Origin of the sequence: Treponema denticola (assembly GCF_024181645.1) — a bacterium.
Lineage (GTDB): Bacteria > Spirochaetota > Spirochaetia > Treponematales > Treponemataceae > Treponema_B > Treponema_B denticola_A.
Genome location: NZ_CP058624.1, coordinates 2,256,338 through 2,272,230, shown reverse-complemented (window position 1 = coordinate 2,272,230; position 15,893 = coordinate 2,256,338). Strand labels below are relative to the sequence as shown.

Annotated in this window: 20 protein-coding genes; 18 read left to right on the top strand and 2 right to left on the bottom strand. The window is 36.4% G+C overall.

What is annotated here, in order from left to right; all coding sequences use genetic code 11:
- Positions 1-29 precede the first annotated feature (29 nt).
- The 15 genes from HO345_RS10715 (at position 30) to deoC (ending at position 10,981) form a co-directional block, all read left to right on the top strand.
- Positions 30-485, top strand: a complete 456-nt coding sequence (locus tag HO345_RS10715) for a phage protein GemA/Gp16 family protein (protein WP_253682893.1) — start codon at positions 30-32, stop codon at positions 483-485.
- A 12-nt stretch (positions 486-497) separates the two neighbouring features.
- The gene (locus HO345_RS13225) at positions 498-902 is read left to right on the top strand and encodes a hypothetical protein (protein ID WP_253682892.1); all 405 of its coding nucleotides are present in this window, start codon (positions 498-500) and stop codon (positions 900-902) included.
- 91 nt (positions 903-993) lie between these two features.
- Complete coding sequence (locus tag HO345_RS10705) at positions 994-1,548, top strand: peptidoglycan recognition protein family protein (protein ID WP_253682891.1); 555 nt, start codon at positions 994-996, stop codon at positions 1,546-1,548.
- A 29-nt stretch (positions 1,549-1,577) separates the two neighbouring features.
- Positions 1,578-1,868 (top strand): hypothetical protein, encoded by a 291-nt coding sequence (locus HO345_RS10700; protein WP_253682890.1) that lies wholly within the window; start codon positions 1,578-1,580, stop codon positions 1,866-1,868.
- Positions 1,852-2,148, top strand: coding sequence for a hypothetical protein (locus HO345_RS10695; protein WP_253682889.1), 297 nt, complete (start codon positions 1,852-1,854; stop codon positions 2,146-2,148). Before HO345_RS10700 ends, HO345_RS10695 begins: the two co-directional genes overlap by 17 nt.
- Positions 2,149-2,191: 43 nt before the next feature.
- Positions 2,192-2,407 (top strand): hypothetical protein, encoded by a 216-nt coding sequence (locus HO345_RS10690; RefSeq protein WP_253682888.1) that lies wholly within the window; start codon positions 2,192-2,194, stop codon positions 2,405-2,407.
- Between the two features lie 2 nt (positions 2,408-2,409).
- The gene (locus HO345_RS10685; RefSeq protein WP_002676494.1) at positions 2,410-2,802 is read left to right on the top strand and encodes a hypothetical protein; all 393 of its coding nucleotides are present in this window, start codon (positions 2,410-2,412) and stop codon (positions 2,800-2,802) included.
- Entirely contained in the window at positions 2,799-3,089 is a 291-nt protein-coding gene (locus tag HO345_RS10680; protein WP_002676493.1) for a hypothetical protein, read from the top strand. The genes HO345_RS10685 and HO345_RS10680 overlap by 4 nt, the downstream gene beginning before the upstream one ends.
- A gap of 17 nt (positions 3,090-3,106) precedes the next feature.
- Positions 3,107-3,643, top strand: a complete 537-nt coding sequence (locus tag HO345_RS10675) for a phage protein Gp27 family protein (RefSeq protein WP_002676492.1) — start codon at positions 3,107-3,109, stop codon at positions 3,641-3,643.
- Positions 3,643-5,163: a phage terminase large subunit family protein gene (locus HO345_RS10670; protein WP_253682887.1), complete on the top strand. Its 1,521-nt coding sequence runs from the start codon at positions 3,643-3,645 to the stop codon at positions 5,161-5,163. Before HO345_RS10675 ends, HO345_RS10670 begins: the two co-directional genes overlap by 1 nt.
- Before the next feature lie 18 nt (positions 5,164-5,181).
- Entirely contained in the window at positions 5,182-5,532 is a 351-nt protein-coding gene (locus tag HO345_RS10665; protein WP_253682886.1) for a hypothetical protein, read from the top strand.
- Entirely contained in the window at positions 5,533-6,774 is a 1,242-nt protein-coding gene (locus HO345_RS10660) for a phage portal protein family protein (protein WP_253682885.1), read from the top strand.
- 191 nt (positions 6,775-6,965) lie between these two features.
- A complete protein-coding gene (locus tag HO345_RS10655) occupies positions 6,966-8,312 on the top strand; it encodes a phage minor head protein (RefSeq protein WP_253682884.1) in 1,347 nt (448 codons plus the stop codon).
- Positions 8,313-8,831: 519 nt separating this feature from the next.
- Positions 8,832-10,271 carry a hypothetical protein gene (locus HO345_RS10650; RefSeq protein WP_253682883.1) on the top strand — a complete coding sequence of 480 codons (1,440 nt, stop codon included), beginning with the start codon at positions 8,832-8,834 and terminating at the stop codon, positions 10,269-10,271.
- Between the two features lie 59 nt (positions 10,272-10,330).
- Positions 10,331-10,981, top strand: coding sequence for a deoxyribose-phosphate aldolase (gene deoC / locus HO345_RS10645; RefSeq protein WP_253682882.1), 651 nt, complete (start codon positions 10,331-10,333; stop codon positions 10,979-10,981).
- Between the two features lie 52 nt (positions 10,982-11,033).
- On the opposite strand, the gene HO345_RS10640 is transcribed toward deoC, so the two are convergent.
- Complete coding sequence (locus HO345_RS10640; protein WP_002666049.1) at positions 11,034-11,516, bottom strand: ferritin; 483 nt, start codon at positions 11,514-11,516, stop codon at positions 11,034-11,036.
- A gap of 428 nt (positions 11,517-11,944) precedes the next feature.
- Here HO345_RS10640 and HO345_RS10635 point away from each other — a divergent pair, with 428 nt between their 5' ends.
- Genes HO345_RS10635 through HO345_RS10625 form a run of 3 tightly spaced genes read left to right on the top strand, consistent with a single transcriptional unit; the run spans position 11,945 to position 14,376 of the window.
- A complete protein-coding gene (locus tag HO345_RS10635) occupies positions 11,945-12,850 on the top strand; it encodes an ATP-binding cassette domain-containing protein (protein ID WP_253682881.1) in 906 nt (301 codons plus the stop codon).
- The gene (locus HO345_RS10630; protein ID WP_253682880.1) at positions 12,834-13,613 is read left to right on the top strand and encodes an ABC-2 family transporter protein; all 780 of its coding nucleotides are present in this window, start codon (positions 12,834-12,836) and stop codon (positions 13,611-13,613) included. Before HO345_RS10635 ends, HO345_RS10630 begins: the two co-directional genes overlap by 17 nt.
- A complete protein-coding gene (locus tag HO345_RS10625; RefSeq protein ID WP_010693554.1) occupies positions 13,597-14,376 on the top strand; it encodes an ABC-2 family transporter protein in 780 nt (259 codons plus the stop codon). Before HO345_RS10630 ends, HO345_RS10625 begins: the two co-directional genes overlap by 17 nt.
- Positions 14,377-14,417: 41 nt before the next feature.
- On the opposite strand, the gene HO345_RS10620 is transcribed toward HO345_RS10625, so the two are convergent.
- A complete protein-coding gene (locus HO345_RS10620; protein WP_253682879.1) occupies positions 14,418-15,851 on the bottom strand; it encodes a M20 family peptidase in 1,434 nt (477 codons plus the stop codon).
- Positions 15,852-15,893 lie beyond the last annotated feature (42 nt).

The following is a 15,893-nucleotide window of genomic DNA, read 5'->3' as shown; positions in this document are numbered from 1 at the left end:
ATTCCTTACATTAAGATAAGGAGGGGAATATGCTTAAAGACAGAAATAAAAAACTAGCAGCAATACATATTGCAAAAAAAAAATTAAAATTAAATGAAGAGGCATACAGAGCCCTTCTTTCCGGGGCAGGGATTTATTCGGCTTCAGAAATAAGAACAGAAACTCAATATAAAATAATAATGCAGGGCTTTAAAAATTTGGGTTATACATTCAAAAAAGAAAAGAGAAGTAATTATTCTTTTAAAAATCAACGAAGCGGAGGCGGGAAAGATCGCCTTACGGAAAAACAAGAATACTACATAAGAGGTCTTTGGGATTTAGCGTCCCGAGTAAAAGATGAAAAAAGTTTAAATGCTTTAATTTTGCGGATAGGAAAAGTGATAGATATATCGCATTTAACCGTATTTAATGCGAGCAAGGTTATTCTTGCATTAAGAGATATTTGTAAAAAAGCGGGATTTAATCCCGATTCAAAATATACTTAAAGGGGGTTTAAAATGTTATTAACACCAATTGAGACGGCAATAATAATGACGGCTGTTGAAGGAGAACTTGTTACAACAAGACAAGTTTATTACAGATTAGAAATGTATTTAATACTGGGCGTTAAGGTCGGCACAGCATTAAGAATTCCTGAAAAAGAAATAGAGGTTTATTATGACGATGTTGGAAAGCGAGGGTTTGGAAGAAGAGTTAATGAGTTTACAAAATACTTTAAGCATCTCGGAAGCAGCATTCTTTCTGAGAGTGAACTATCATACGATTTACCGCCTGATTTGTTCAGGGCAATTAAAAGCGTACAAGAATGGAGACGAACAAAACTGGAGGATAAGCAAAGAAAGCTTAATCCGCTATTCGGAAAAACACGAAACAATCAATTAGAATTTAATTTTGCAGCGTGAAAGAAAACACCGCACCTTTTTGTGCGGTGTTTTTTTATTCCTGTTTTACTACGCTCCGTTAAAAATTTTCTTTAAAGATTAAAATTTAGTTATGAAAATTGAAAGAAAATTCTTAACGGAAAATAAATTCTCCAGGCCCAATAAAAACCTTATAGGGGTAAAGGGAATCGTTATCCATTGGGTAGGGAATGCCGGAACTTCGGCATTGGCAAACAGAAATTATTTTGAAAATCTTAAAAATCAAAAAGATATTAATAAGGCAAGATATGCATCGGCTCATTTTATTATAGGCTTGGATGGAGAAATAATACAATGCCTGCCGGCAGACGAAATGGCTTATCATGTAGGTGCTTATTCCTATTGTCAGGGAATAAAAGAAAGTCTGGGTTCTTATCCTAACAACAGCACTATAGGGCTTGAGCTTTGTCATCCCGATTGGACGGGCCGTTTTACTAAAGAAACATACGGTGCTGCAGTTGAGCTTACAGCTACATTGATAAAACAATTTAATTTAAATCCGCAAAAAGATATTTATCGGCATTTTGATGTAACAGGGAAAATATGCCCTAAATATTTTGTCGAAAAAAATGAAGCTTGGAATAACTTTAAAGCAGATGTAGAAAAGTTTTTAATAAGCATTTTATAAATGCTAAAAAATAAATAGGAGGTCTTGTTATGGGATCATTGATTGGATTTTTACCGCTGTTTGTGGTTATAGCGGTACTGTTGACGGTTATCTTTACCGAGCTCGTAAAGAAGCTGGATAAGAAGGATAGGCTTACGGGCTATCGAGTCTGGATACCTGCCTTATTCTCGGCTTTCTTTGCATTCCTTTTATGGCATGGAGCTTTTTTTGCTCCACGGGAAGTTTGGTTTTGGTGGGCGACTATATTCGGAATAAGCGTATTCTTTTATGAAGCCATCTTAAAAAAATTAAAAGAAGCGTGGCATGAGAAACATACTTAGTAAGATTGTAAAAACTGTTGCAGCCGTGTTGTCCGCGGCTGCGGCTTTCTTTGTATTTATTTTTTTCCGTAACAGAAAAAAAATAAAACAAAAAATTGATGAGGCAAAAATAAAAGCTCAAGATAAAAAGGAAAGTGTTTATGAAAAAATTAAAAAAAGCGATGGCAGCGATCTTGTTGACAATGCTTGTAATGCAAATGAGTTACACGCAATCACAGGAAAGCTCAAACAAGATGCAGCCGAGTCAATTCAACATAAAATTAGCGAAGCAGGTTTATAGCAAAGAGGACGTAGAAAAAATTTTACTTATCTGTTTAGGCGAAATGAACAAGAACATAGATGCTTCTTTTGCAGAAGGCTATAAACAAGGATTGCTTGCAAGTGCTCCCGGAGCCGAATATTACAAAACACTTTCTTTAGAACTTGAAAGAGAAGTCAAAAGATTAAACCATAAGATGAATGTTCCGTGGTGGAGTATTCCTATTTCTATTTTAGGCGGGACAGCATTAGGGTTCGGATTAGCTCAAATAAGGTGGTAGACATGGGATTTGAACAACTGATTATTGCAGCCAAAGACTGGGGACCTACAGCGATAACTACAATTATCGCTTTTGTTATTTCGTATCTTTTTAAGCAGCAAACAAAAAATGCGGCCGAAGATGCAAAGCGGTCAAATGAGTTTAAAGAGAGCTTATCAAGCGGGTTAAGCAGGCTTGAAGAAAATTTCAATAAAACAATTTTTGACCTAAAAAAGGAAATTGATGTACACCGAAAGGAAATAGGTGCTTTAAAAATGGATAAGCTTGAGAAAGACGATTTTTATAAAGACATGGGCGGATGGCGCAGTGAATTAAACCGTGTACAAGATTTAATCATTGCTCAAAATAATACGACACTTGAAAAAATTATTGAACTTTGGAAGGGACAGAAATGAAAGTTAAAACTGCATATTTGAGAGGCGAACTTATTACCTTTTTACACACCGTATATCCTGACGGAATCCCCGAACAGGTTATTGTACGGGCATTTTATGATTATAACGAACGGGATGTTATTATCTCATCGCTTGAATACTTGGCAGAAAAAGGCTATGCCGAAAAAAAAGAGATTCCTCACCCCTATAAAGAGCGTTCTTTTGTGCGTTGGTTTAAAATCACTGCAAAGGGAATCGATTTAATTGAGGGAAATATCGAAAGCGATGCAGGAGTGAATATTCCTTAATCGAAAGGCAGGCAAGTATGGGCGCTAAGAGTAAAGCACAGGAACACGGTCTTGTAGAACTTATTATCGATAAATGGGACGGCGGCAAAAATACGATAGTCTATGTTACCGAAGAAGTGAATAAAAAAATTCAGGAACTAGGACTTAAAGTAACAATCAGCCGTGAGGGAATCCGCCGCGTAATAAAGTCTCATAAAGAAGAAATCGAAGACACACAAAAAGCAATAGAAGCTGCAAAGGCAATGGCCGAAGTTTTAAAGGACTATCCGGGAACGGAAATGAGTGAGGCTGTTCTTATGCAGATGACAAGCCTTATCGCAAAAGACTTACGCACTATAGACAGCTTGGAATTTGACGATCCCGTCGACTTATTCCAGTCTGCCGCTCGTGTTGCAGAAGCTCAATTAAAACTTTCCAATTACCGAACCAAAGCAATTAAAGCCCTGGAAAAAGCAAAAGAAGAAATAAAAAAAGAATTACAAAACGCAATTAAAAACGACACCGACCTTTTACAAAGGCTTTATGTAATCATCGATAAGGTTGAGGTTAAATAATGGCTGATATTTTAACAGAACTTGTCGGGGATAACACAAAAGAGGTTTTAGAAAAGAAAGCACGTCTTGCAAAAGCCGAAAATGATTTTTTTTACTTTTGCAAAACGTACTTGTCGCATTACTTTTCTTCAGAACCGGCGCCTTACCATAAGACTTTAATAGATATTGCAAATACTCAAAGCCTTACACAAAAGCATATTGAAGAAATTAAACCTCTTATTAAAGAGCAGTATCATTCTTATTTGATACCCTCCGAAAAAGTAAAGGCCGTTGTCGATATTGAACCGCGCGGATTTTCAAAATCCACGCGCTGGGCATTGGCGTTTCCTCTTTGGCGGATTCTTTTTAAGAAGAATAATTTTGTTTGTATTTTTTGCGCTACTCAGGATATGGCAAACAGAGCCTTACAAAGCATAAAAGATGAAATTGAGGGAAACGATTTTATCTTTGAAGACTTTGGAGCAATGGAAGGTAAGGTTTGGAAAAGTGATTTTATTACATTAAAAAATGAGACTGCAATTAAAGGCTTCGGTTCAGAGGCCGCCGTGAGAGGCGTTAAGTTTAGGCAGCATCGTCCCGACTTAATTATTTGCGACGACATTTTAAAAGATGAGGCGGCCCGCACTTTCACCCAAAGAGATAAAATATATCAGTGGTTCTTGCGTGCCGTTATTCCTCTAGGTCAAGATGTTTTTACAATTATTATAAATACTATTTTTCATTCAGACGATGTTCCGAGTCGCTTATTAAAACGCATTGCAGACGGAGAACTTACAAATTGGATAGGCTTACGCTTTGCAGCCTTTACGCCGCAAGGGACTTCTCTTTGGGCTTCGTATTGGACGGACGAAAAGCTAAACACAAAAAAAAGAGAGATAGGCAGTGCAGCGTTCAGTACTGAATATATGAACGAACCTTTAAGCGATGAGGAACGCATTTTTAAGCCCGAATGGTTTATCCGTTACACTCATGCCGATATAGGCTCATTGCGTGTTTATATGGGTGTCGATCCGTCGGCAGGGAAGCATGACGAATTTGCTATTTTTGTTTTAGGCATTGCGGAATCAGGAGAATTATACGAGCTTGACGAATGGGCAGAATGTTGTTCTGTTGATAAGGCAGTAAATAAATTGATTGAAAAATATTTAATTTATAAACCTATTTTAATAGGTTTTGAAGAGGTCGGTTTTCAATCAATCTATAAAAAGCACATTATGGAAGCTGCCGCCCAAAAGAGCGTTTACTTACCCATTAAGGGGCTTTCAACACGGGGTATCGGAAAGGAAAGAATCTTATCCTTATCTCCTTTAATTGAAAACGGCTTTTTCAAATGGAAAGAAAATCACAATAAAACGATTGATCAATTAACGATGTATCCGAAAGCGGAGTTTGACGATTTGCAAGATGCATGTTATTACGCTTGGGAAGTATCGCAAAACACAACAAACGAAGTATTTGCGTTTAAATTGCAAACAGCCCCGACAAGGCTTAAGGCTGCATTAAGCAGGTTTAGACATTAAATAATAGGAGGAAGGAAAATGGAAATAGCAAAAACAATAAATGATTTTATTGAATTAAAAAATAAAATAAATGGAATGTGTTCTTTTAGAAAATATATAGGTTTTGAAACAGAAAACGGCAGAAGACTTATTATTAAATTTAAAAAGAAAGACATTCTAAAAGATTATGAGTATACCGTTCTCGATCAAAATCTTTCTATCTTTGAAGATAAAGATAACAATTTTAAATACAATACACCTTTTGAAATAGTACAGGGATATTTTCAAAACGGCAGTATTCCTATAACAAATATGGAATTCTTTAATGACAGAGCTGCCGCCGTTATGTGGTTGATTGAAGAAGAAGACGATGATGATGGGGAGGAATAAATGAAACACGAATTAGCAATGGAGATTATACAGCCGGATCAGTTTTGGTCGGTTATTTCTTATTTACCGAACCCTGCCGATTTATGGGCGGATAAGGTAAGTTTTTATAGAACTGTAGACGAAATGATTTTAGACGCTAAAATCGGCTCGCACTTACGGCTTAGAAAAGACATCGTTACAAGTTTCCCATTCGTAATTAGACAGGGAAACGCAAGCGATGAGGTGTACGAATTTATCCGCGATAATTTAACTGCTAATCTAAATTGGGAAACGGATGTTAAAGAATTTTTAACGGCAATAGAATACGGGCACTCATTCAGTGAAGTTCTGTGGAAAGAAACGGCTCAAGGAAAAATCATTCCCGATTCTTTACGGAATAAATACCCTGAAGACATAGTATATAAAATAGGTTTTGTAAAAACTCAAGGCGGAAAAAAATCGGTATGGGTTCCTGTATTGAAAAAGACAAACGAGGAGTTAAAATCTTCGCATAAGTTTTTAACTTACCGAAATAATCCGAGAGCCGAAAATCCTTACGGTTTTTCAGACCTTTTAATGTGCTATTGGCCGTGGAAGTTTAAACAACTTGGCTGGGAGTTTTGGCTTAAAGCGGCACAAAAAGCCGGTGTGCCGTCATTGGTAGCTTTGTTTGACGCTCCTGATGGAGATAAGGCTAGGAAGAATGCACAAGTTATATCCGACACTTTAAGCGAGTTAGGCGGCGGAGACGGACTTGCTCTTGCAAATGTAAAAGAGCTAAAAGTGCTTGAAATGTCCGGAGCTTTGCGCGACCATAAAACGCTTATTGATACTTGTAATCAGGAAATCAGCTTTGCCCTTACAACTCAATCATTAAGTACACAAGAAGGCGAATTCGGTACAAGAGCGCAGGCGACCGTTCATGATGAAAACTTGGTGAGAGTTTGCCACGGAGATGCTCTTGCATTGCAGGGTGTTTTTCAAAGGCTCATAGACTGGATGGTGGAGCTCAATTTTGGGAAAGAAATTCCATCGCCTAAAGGTGAATTCGATTTACAAAGTTATGCAAGTTTTGAAGAAATAATGCAGGCAATTCAAAACAAAATCCCCGTATCAAAAGAAGCCTTATACACTCGATATAAATTGCCGCGTCCTAAAAATGCAGAAGATGAATTTGTGCTTACTGAAATTCAAAATGACGGCTTTGCCTTGTCAGATAAACCTTCAAAAAAAAAAGACCGCTTACCCGCACGAGTGTTTTAGCTCAAGAAGAAGCAAAAGCCCAAGAAATTGAAAGCCTTGCGGCCGCTTCAAAAAAACGCTTTTTAAAAGCTATTCAAAAAACAGTAAAAACCTTTTTAAAGACTCTTTCAAAAAATAGTGAGCCGCCTAAAAAAGAAGATTTAAAGGCGGCACCGCGTCCCGATTTTAACCGTGAACTTTTCTCAATGACTATGAACGCCTTTGCATCGTCCTTGCTTATCGGAATGGAACATGCCGCAGGGAATATAAGTTTTGCAGATGACTCAGGACAGCTCGATTTGGATATTTCTTTTTCGGCAGAACCCTTACCCTTTGAAGAAGCTATAGATTTTTTTAAGGGTAAGATTTCTTTGACAAAAGAAGAGTGGGAAGAACTCGAGCCTAAATTAAGGTTTAGGGCTTTTACGGTTTCCCGCCTTGCAGAGGCTGACCATATCGAAATGCTTAGAGGCAGGCTTTTACATGCAATGGAAAAGGGAGAGCATTTTACCGAAACTTGGAAAGATGTAAAGGCTTTTACCGAAGATGCAGATCAGCCTTTTCCAGCTAGGTATTTTGAAACAGTATACCGCACCAATATGCAGTCGGCATATAATGCGGGACGGTTAATGCAGTATCAAAACAACATGCCGCCTGCGTGGGAATTATTGTTTATTGAAGATGGCCGTACAAGCGACATTTGCCGCGGGCTTGCTTCTATTGCCGGAAACGGGAAAGCATTAGCTGCTTCACACTCATTCTGGAGTACATACGGGTTTCCGCCTTATCACTTTAATTGCCGCACAACTTTCCGCGCCGTTTATGATTATGAAATCGGGCACGGAATGGAAATTGAAAATGTTCCAATGAAACAAATAAGGCAGAATTTTAAGCCTCAAGACGGCTTCGGCGGGAATCCGATAGAAAAGGAAAGCTGGTGGAGACTGACTGATAAAATGAAAGAAAGAATTGAACGATACGGGATAAAAGAAGAGGTCGAAGCAGCTGCCAAAGCGGCCGGGATTGATAATTTTGATCTAAAACTTGCCAAGAATGAGGTTATAAAGAGAGAGTTAGGGCATACAGGGTATCATGCAAATTTGGTAAAAGGTGCAGATCCGGACCAGAATGAAGTTGAAATTGCAAAGATTCTTGAAGAAAACGGATACAAGGTTTTATTTACACCGAAAAATACCTTTGTTCAAGGTGTGAAAAATCCTGAAGGAATTATTCCCGCTCTTGATAGAATTATTGAAATGAAAAAACTTACTAGCGATGATATAGGAAAAATAGGCGATAGAATCAAAGAGGCCGTTAAACAACAAACCGAAATAGTTGTTTTGAATTTTGACCTTAAAACAGATTATACAAAACAAAAAGCCATAGAAGAAGTAAGGGAAGCGATATACAAAACAATTCCAAAGGATACTATTTTTACCAATCCAAACCAACTTACCAAGAAACAGAAAAAAAGTCTTGAAGAAAAGAAAACAGGAATTCAAAAATTAAAAGAAGTATGGTTAATCTGGGATGGCAAAATAAGCAAGATAAAAAAATAAGAGGCTTACAACACCGAGCCTTGCGTTCAGACTTTAACCGGTAGTAAACCCCTCGACGGCACAACATGGTAGCTAGTTACACTCGCTAACGCCTCACGCCTCCGCCATATAATTTAATTATACCCTATTATCGGTAAAAGTCAAGTCTTTTTTTACGATTTTGCCGATTTTTTTAGGCAAGTTGCCCGGGTTTTATCCTTATTTTTAGATGTGTAAAAACCGCTTTAAACGATGTTTGAACGGTTTTGAATAGTCTAAAATATGGTGTTCAAAAGTCTAAAAAATAACCTATTTTTAATGGTTTTTACCATTTTTTTTGTTATTTTTGCCTGAAAAAAAAGAAGGTAACGGAAAGGGTAACGATACAGGCAGAAAAAGGGCTTTTTTAGCCGTTTTTGGCCTAAATTCGCTAAATTTCAGGCTTTTTTATGTACACGGGAATTTTAAGGTGTAGACGCGTAAGTTTATGCTCAATATAGAATTATATAATTTATATATTAAAGTGAGGATTGTCATTGTGTGTGTAAAATAACAGCTGTTCGTCTTGCAAATGAAATCGTTGATATTCAAACGGATAAGATAGAAAACGACGATATAGGCAGTTTGTCCAAGTCTGTTCAGTTATATGAAGATGCCGTTAACTCTTACGGCGATGACGGCATTCTGAATAAAAATCTTGATAAACTTAAACCTCCTCAAGAAGAACTTGATATAAGTCCTGAACCGGATTTAGAAGATTTGGGAGCGGTAAGTTTTGAAGATGACGATGAAATAACTCTCAGCGAAAGCTTTGAAGATATGCCCGATTTAGAGATGCCTTTTGATGATTTAATGGAATTGGCTGATGATGAAGTTTTTGATAGAGGAGAAGATGAAGAGTCGTTAGATAATTTGGTCTATGTTGATGCGCCCATTGACGATAGTCCGGACATAGGTGCTGAGTATGATCCTCTTGAGCTGGGTAAGCCGGGACCTAATAGGAACCGAAAGAACGATATACCTGAAGAAGAGCTTCAGCTTCAAGATACTCCAACAAAAGAAGAAGCGCTTGCAATGGAAGCTGCACCTTCTCAATCTCAGCCATATCAGGCTCCTTCAAAGGAAGCGGTTCCTTCTCAATCTCAGCCATATCAAGATACTTCAAATGAATCGGCGTCTTATCAAGCTCAGCCGCAGCAGCAATCAAGTGTGCCTGAATCGGATTATCCCCAAGATCTTAGCTTTGCCGCAAAATCCGAAAAGCCCGGCACAGCCGATATTCCCTTTTCTGCGGCAAAGCCCGATGCAGTTGACAGTTTTGGTTCTCAAGGTGAAGAAATCGAAATGGGAACGGAATTGGAAACAGTACCGGAATTTCAAAGTGCTTCCAGTCCGCTGCCTGAAAGATCGGCAGATAAAAAAACGCCTCAAGATTCCGACCTGCCAAGCTTTGATGATGAAGCTTTTTTAGATCCTGCCGGTACGGCTCCCGACTCCCTTATTCCTTCTTCCTTTGATGATGATTTGGATACTTCCGATTCTGTTGATGAAATTGTAAATAAACTTTCTGACAAGCCTTATCTTTCAGTTCTGCCTCACAGCTTAAAAGAATCGCCTCAATTTGAAGAAGAGTTGGATATTATCGAAAGTTATGAAATAGTTAATCTCTTTGTCTATTTGCGTGACTTAATGGACAATCTTCCCTCTATCGAATTAAAAGATTTTCTTATAAGTAATGAGCGTATTCAAATGGAATATGTTATAAATAAATTGTCCGGAGAGGTTGGGTTAAAACGCAGGATGATTCTCTTAAATGTAAAAGGTGCTTTGAAAAAAACAATAGACCCTAAAACTTCTACGGATAAAACTTTAAAGGATGTTTTGGGCTATCTTAGAATAATTGCATCTCAGCTGCCTGATAAGGGATTTGCTTCTGCCTGCATAGGAAAGATCAATAGTCTTATAGAACAAATCGAATAAGGCGCTCATAGCTGGACAAAAGGCAAAATATATATTATTTTTAAATTAGGAGTTTAAATATGGAATTAAATAAATATATCGATCACACCCTTCTTAAACCGACAGCTTCCGAAAAGGATATAATCAAAATTTGTAATGAAGCAAAGGAGTATCATTTTGCTTCCGTTTGTGTAAACCCTTGTAATGTTTTATTGGTAAGCAATGAACTTAAAGGTTCCGATGTAAAGGTGTGCAGCGTTATTTCTTTTCCCTTTGGAACGTCTTCAACAGAGGTAAAAGTAGAAGAGGCTAAAAAAGCAATTGAAGCCGGTGCTGAAGAGATAGACATGGTTATAAATGTAGGGAAACTTTTAGAAGGAGATTTGGAATATACTCAAAATGAAGTGAGTGCCGTTACAAAGGCCTGCCATGAAAAGAATGTTCTTCTTAAAGTAATTGTCGAAACCTGTTATCTTGAAGAAAAGAATATTGCGGATATTTGTGCAATTATTGAAAAGGCCGGAGCGGATTTTATAAAGACCTCGACAGGCTACGGCTCCCGCGGTGCTTCGGTTGAAGATATAAAACTATTTAAAAAATACTTAAAAAAAGATACGAAGATAAAAGCTTCAGGCGGGGTGCGCACCCGTGAAGATGCGGAAACCTATATCGGTTTGGGCTGTTCAAGAATAGGAGCCAGCAGCGGTATAGCAATAGTTACCGGCAAGTAAATTATTAGAAAAAAAACGGCCTCCAAGGGCCGTTTTTTTTACGTCTTTAAATTTAAGCTCTTTTGCCTAGTTCCTTATCCAAAATCATAAGACCTGTATTGTTATCGATGTATTTAAACTTATCCAAGATAGCCGTAACATTGGCTTCTTCTTCAACCTGTTCATTGATAAACCAAGTTAAGAAGCTTTGAGTTTTATAATCTTTTTCGGCTAGGGCCAACTCGTAAAGGCTTGTAATAGAAGCAGTTACGAATTTTTCGTGTTCCAAAACCTTTTTGATAACATCTATCGGTTTCCCGTATTCGGTACTTTGGGCACCGATGGCTCCTAAAACAGGTTTTGCTCCTATTTCAAATAGGTATCTGTATATTTTAAGAGCATGTTCCATTTCTTCCTTAGCTTGCTCCTGCATCCAATGGGCAAAACCTGTAAGAGCTTCAGCTTCAAAATGTACAGCCATTCCTAAATATAAATAAGCCGATTCCATTTCCTTGTTAATCTGCTCGTTTAAAGCCTTTGTAATTTTTTCGTTCATAATATTTACCGCCTTTTGTATGTTAATATATTAAAGGTAACACTATTTTTATCTATAGTCAAGTAAGAAATTCCATTATTTTCTGCTATAAAATTTGAGAAAATGCTAAAAACAGCATTTCACAGAAAAATTATGGACTGTGATTGCCTAAAAATTGATTTTCGTTTCTTCTGTTAAAATTATACTTGATTTTATTCAATACATAATATATACTGTTGTAACAGAGATATACTTTAAAGGAGTTTTTTATGATTATACGCAAACCTGAAGATAACATCAAGATACGTTTTGACAATTGTGGAAACTGTTCTGGTTCTCGTAGTTATTTGCATCCCCTAAAATCTGAATCACAGAATATGAAACAAGTTAAAAACCGGTAATTAGTTACTAATTTTAGAAATTTTTATTACTCATGCTTGATTAAAGTTATGTCCTTGGAACAAATTATCTATGCAGAATGTCTTTCCAAAAAATATAAGATGAGGGAAAATTACGCCGTTGAAGATTTTTCGTTAAAGCTGAATTGCGGCGAAATATTAGGGCTTCTCGGCCCCAATGGGGCCGGCAAAAGTACGATTATAAAAATGCTCTTAGGGATTATAAAACCCACAAGCGGTGAAGTCAAGGTTTTTAATAAAAATCCTCTTAAATTTTCTTATCAAGATAAAAAGAAACTTGGTGTTTTTCTCGGAGGTAAATCCAATCTGATTTATCATCTTCCTGTAATTGAAACAATAAAACTTTTTAAGACAATGTATAAAATACCCAATGATATTTATCAAGATAATATAAAAAAATTTTCAGACATTTTAGGGTGTAAAGATTTTCTAAATAATAAAACGGCAACTCTTTCTTTGGGACAAAAAATTCGTGCCGAACTTTTATGTATTTTAATTTATGAGCCGTCCCTGCTTATTTTAGATGAACCTTCTTTAGGTCTGGATATAGAAGGTAAAAGGACGCTGCGGAATATTCTTCAAAATCTGGCATTAAGTAAAAATATTTCAATCATAATTACTACTCACGATATTTTGGACATGCAAAAACTATGCAGCAAAATTATTTTAATTGCGAACGGTAAAAAGCTTTTTGAAATGAACCGTCTTCAGTTGGATGAGTATCTTGACAAATATACAAGTTTGACGACAAATGTTGAATTGGATTGTAAACTATTTGATATTAAAAAAACCGATGAAACTTTAACAGGTGATAGGCGTTATTTATTAAAAAGAAATCAAGCCGATTCCGTAAGTAAAACACTTGCAGAGCTTAATGCAAATATAAAGTATGAAGAGCCTAATTTAGAGGATTTGCTTTATGAATATTATAAATAGATTTTTTTTAATTTCCTTAAAAAAGAATTTTGCCTATCCTGCAAACTGTTTTTTTATTATACTTGATGATATCTTCGATCTTGCCGGAGTGTGGATTTTTTGGAATTCTCTTTTTGCTTTGGGATTAAAGGCTGCAAGTTGGAACTACAATAGTTTGACCGTATTTATGGGATTTAGTTTTATATGCACGGCAATTTCCGCATTCTTTATTGGAACATATTTTATTGAATATTATATTTTAAACGGAAGTTTGGATTTATGTTTGGTAAAACCTTTAAATCCTATTCTTTATATTTTATTGGAACGGGCTAACTTTTTTAGAATTTCATTCAGATTTTTACTGGGTTTGGGCTTTGTTCTATACGGCTTGATAAAATTACAAGCCATAAAGGTTCTCATACCGGCTCTTATAATTTGTGCAGTTGCAACCGTTGCTATAGAAAACATCCGTCTAGCCGTTTCTTTTTTAGGTTTCAAAATAGGAAAGGTATATGAATTGCTTCAGTTAAGTTTTTCTTTTTTAGAAATAAAAAAATATCCTCTTAATTTTTTCCCTGCTATCCTGCAAAAAATTTTTACCTATGCAATTCCGGTTATGTTTACTGCTACAGTGCCTGCACGGTTATATTCTTTTTCTGTCGGAAAGAATTATTTTCAACTATTTATTTGGATAATAGTTTTAGGCATACAGCTTTTCCTGTCTTATATTCTTTGTAATGCCGCATTTAAAAAAGGATTAAGCCTATATGAATCTGCCGTTTAAAAAATATTTAATGTTTTCGATTGCAAAAATTAAGGAAGAAAATCAATTTAAAATAGATTTTATATTATCTTTTTTTTCAATCTTCATAAGTTCAATTATTTTTTTACTTCTTTTTAAAAATATTTTTTTTAATTCTAAGACTGTAAATTTTAAGTATATAACCGGTTACTATATAACGGTAAATATAATTTTTTATTCCGTTTCTTCTGCAATGTATATTGCATATAATTTGATGGAAAATATAAACTCAGGATCAATAATCCCTCTTTTGATACAGCCTGTAAATTATATTTTTAGAATTTATATGGAGGCTTTCGGTTTGTTTTTTATCCGCTTAATTATAAATATAATTTTTATTGCAGCCGTTAAAATATTTTTATTAAATTCTTTTAGTTTGTCTTCGATTTTAATAGGTTTATTTGCTTCAATCCTAGGTTTTTCTATTTTATTTTTTATTCAAGCAATTATCGGCTGCTTTACGGTTTGGTTTACGGATATTACCAGATTTAGAGACTGCATGTATTCTGTTTTACTTATTTTAGGAGGAAAATTTTTTCCTGTAGAATATCTGTATGGAAGTTTAAAACATACGGTAAAATATACTCCCATTCCCTATGTTTTTGATACGCCTGCCCGATGCTTTTTAGAAAAAATAAGTTTTTCGGAATTACAGGCACAAGGTTTATGGTTTATAATTTTATTTTCAATTTTATTTTTACTCTTTAATTTAAAAGTAAAACATAATATTGAAATGGGCAGCTAAAAATCTTCTGCCTATGTTTTTAGAGGCTCCCCTCCCATAAGTTAAAATTTATTCATTATGCGTACAAAAAAGGCAAGAGTTCTTTTAAACTCGTCCAAGCGGATTCTTTCGTCATTGCCGTGAATTAAGCCTCTCTCTTCTTTTGTTAAGTGCATTGCAGAAAACCTATAAACCTTATCCGATATTTTTGAGTAATGGCGGGAATCCGAACAGGCCATCATCAGATAGGGACTTACTAATGTCTTTTCCCAAGTTTGTCTGATTGCATCACTTAAAAGCTCAAATTCGGGGCAATCTATTTTTGAATAACGGCTGGGTTCTTCATCGTATTTGACTTCAATTTTTACATCCTCATTTTTTATTATTCTTTTAAAATGAGAAATAATGTTTTCTCTTCCGTCCTCGGCTAAATAGCGGATATTGATTCCTATACTTGCTTTAGGCGGAATAACATTAAAGGCATCGGAGCCGGCCATCTTTGTTACAGCCGTTGTGGTGCGGAGCATGGCATTTAATTCTCCGCCTGTTTTTTTGGTAAGCATGTTAAATAGGGGATAAAAAACTTTTAGGTTTGCAAAGACTAATCTCATTCCAAGGCCTGCATGACGGCCGAGGACATCGAACATAGCCGAAACCGGAGGTGTTACATGCATGGGGAGGGGATTGTTTTCGATATTGCAGACGGCTTGAGCCAATTTACCTACAATCGTGTGCTTAGGAGGTGTTGAAGCATGTCCGCCCTTACTTTCCATCGAAAGCTCCACATCCATCTGCCCCTTTTCTCCTATACCTATTACAGCAAACCTTTCTTTGATGCCGGGGAAAATACCTTCAACTACGGCACCTCCTTCATCAAGAACGAACTCCACATTTATATTTTCTTTTTTAAGCTCTTCGACTATTGCAGGGCAGCTTGGGCCGTGCGGTTCTTCATCTCCCGAAAAAGAAAGATAGATATCATGTTCGGGTACAAAACCTTTTGAAAGAAGATACTCGGCAGCTTCCATTACACCGCAAAGGGTACACTTAGTATCCAAGGTGCCGCGCCCCCAGAGTACATTATCTATAATTTCAGCGCCGAAGGGATCTCGGCTCCAGCCCTCCCGATCTACGGGAACTACATCATAATGAGCCATAAAAACCGAAGCCTTTTCGGAATTCTTTCCCTTCCAATGATAGAGGAGCCCCTTAGGCCCTAAGATTCGGCGCGGGCAGGTTTTTGTAACAAGAGGGTAGGCTTCGTTCAGATAGGCTTGGAATTTCTTAAAAACTGCCGGGTCTTCAAGACTGACATCTGAATGAGATACCGTAGGAATCTTTGTCATCTCTGCAAACCGGCTTATAGCCTTATCAAAGTCCATATCGACATTTTCTACGATAAGTTTATTTGTTTTTTTAGGTTTAAATGTGAGAGCCCTTAGCAGCAAAACTAAGGGAAATACAAGAAGCAAAAATAATAGGTAAAAATAATTCATAAGGTTTTCCCCTTTTTCTATTCCGTATTATAGCATAAACTC

Excerpts from the sequence above, each read along its gene's own strand:
- HO345_RS10715 (WP_253682893.1), top strand. The coding sequence starts at position 30 with ATGCTTAAAGACAGAAATAAAAAACTAGCAGCAATACATATTGCAAAA.
- HO345_RS13225 (WP_253682892.1), top strand. The coding sequence starts at position 498 with ATGTTATTAACACCAATTGAGACGGCAATAATAATGACGGCTGTTGAA.
- HO345_RS10705 (WP_253682891.1), top strand. The coding sequence starts at position 994 with ATGAAAATTGAAAGAAAATTCTTAACGGAAAATAAATTCTCCAGGCCC.
- HO345_RS10700 (WP_253682890.1), top strand. The coding sequence starts at position 1,578 with ATGGGATCATTGATTGGATTTTTACCGCTGTTTGTGGTTATAGCGGTA.
- HO345_RS10695 (WP_253682889.1), top strand. The coding sequence starts at position 1,852 with ATGAGAAACATACTTAGTAAGATTGTAAAAACTGTTGCAGCCGTGTTG.
- HO345_RS10690 (WP_253682888.1), top strand. The coding sequence starts at position 2,192 with ATGAACAAGAACATAGATGCTTCTTTTGCAGAAGGCTATAAACAAGGA.
- HO345_RS10685 (WP_002676494.1), top strand. The coding sequence starts at position 2,410 with ATGGGATTTGAACAACTGATTATTGCAGCCAAAGACTGGGGACCTACA.
- HO345_RS10680 (WP_002676493.1), top strand. The coding sequence starts at position 2,799 with ATGAAAGTTAAAACTGCATATTTGAGAGGCGAACTTATTACCTTTTTA.
- HO345_RS10675 (WP_002676492.1), top strand. The coding sequence starts at position 3,107 with ATGGGCGCTAAGAGTAAAGCACAGGAACACGGTCTTGTAGAACTTATT.
- HO345_RS10670 (WP_253682887.1), top strand. The coding sequence starts at position 3,643 with ATGGCTGATATTTTAACAGAACTTGTCGGGGATAACACAAAAGAGGTT.
- HO345_RS10665 (WP_253682886.1), top strand. The coding sequence starts at position 5,182 with ATGGAAATAGCAAAAACAATAAATGATTTTATTGAATTAAAAAATAAA.
- HO345_RS10660 (WP_253682885.1), top strand. The coding sequence starts at position 5,533 with ATGAAACACGAATTAGCAATGGAGATTATACAGCCGGATCAGTTTTGG.
- HO345_RS10655 (WP_253682884.1), top strand. The coding sequence starts at position 6,966 with ATGAACGCCTTTGCATCGTCCTTGCTTATCGGAATGGAACATGCCGCA.
- deoC (WP_253682882.1), top strand. The coding sequence starts at position 10,331 with ATGGAATTAAATAAATATATCGATCACACCCTTCTTAAACCGACAGCT.
- HO345_RS10640 (WP_002666049.1), bottom strand. The coding sequence starts at position 11,516 with ATGAACGAAAAAATTACAAAGGCTTTAAACGAGCAGATTAACAAGGAA.
- HO345_RS10635 (WP_253682881.1), top strand. The coding sequence starts at position 11,945 with ATGTCCTTGGAACAAATTATCTATGCAGAATGTCTTTCCAAAAAATAT.
- HO345_RS10630 (WP_253682880.1), top strand. The coding sequence starts at position 12,834 with ATGAATATTATAAATAGATTTTTTTTAATTTCCTTAAAAAAGAATTTT.
- HO345_RS10625 (WP_010693554.1), top strand. The coding sequence starts at position 13,597 with ATGAATCTGCCGTTTAAAAAATATTTAATGTTTTCGATTGCAAAAATT.
- HO345_RS10620 (WP_253682879.1), bottom strand. The coding sequence starts at position 15,851 with ATGAATTATTTTTACCTATTATTTTTGCTTCTTGTATTTCCCTTAGTT.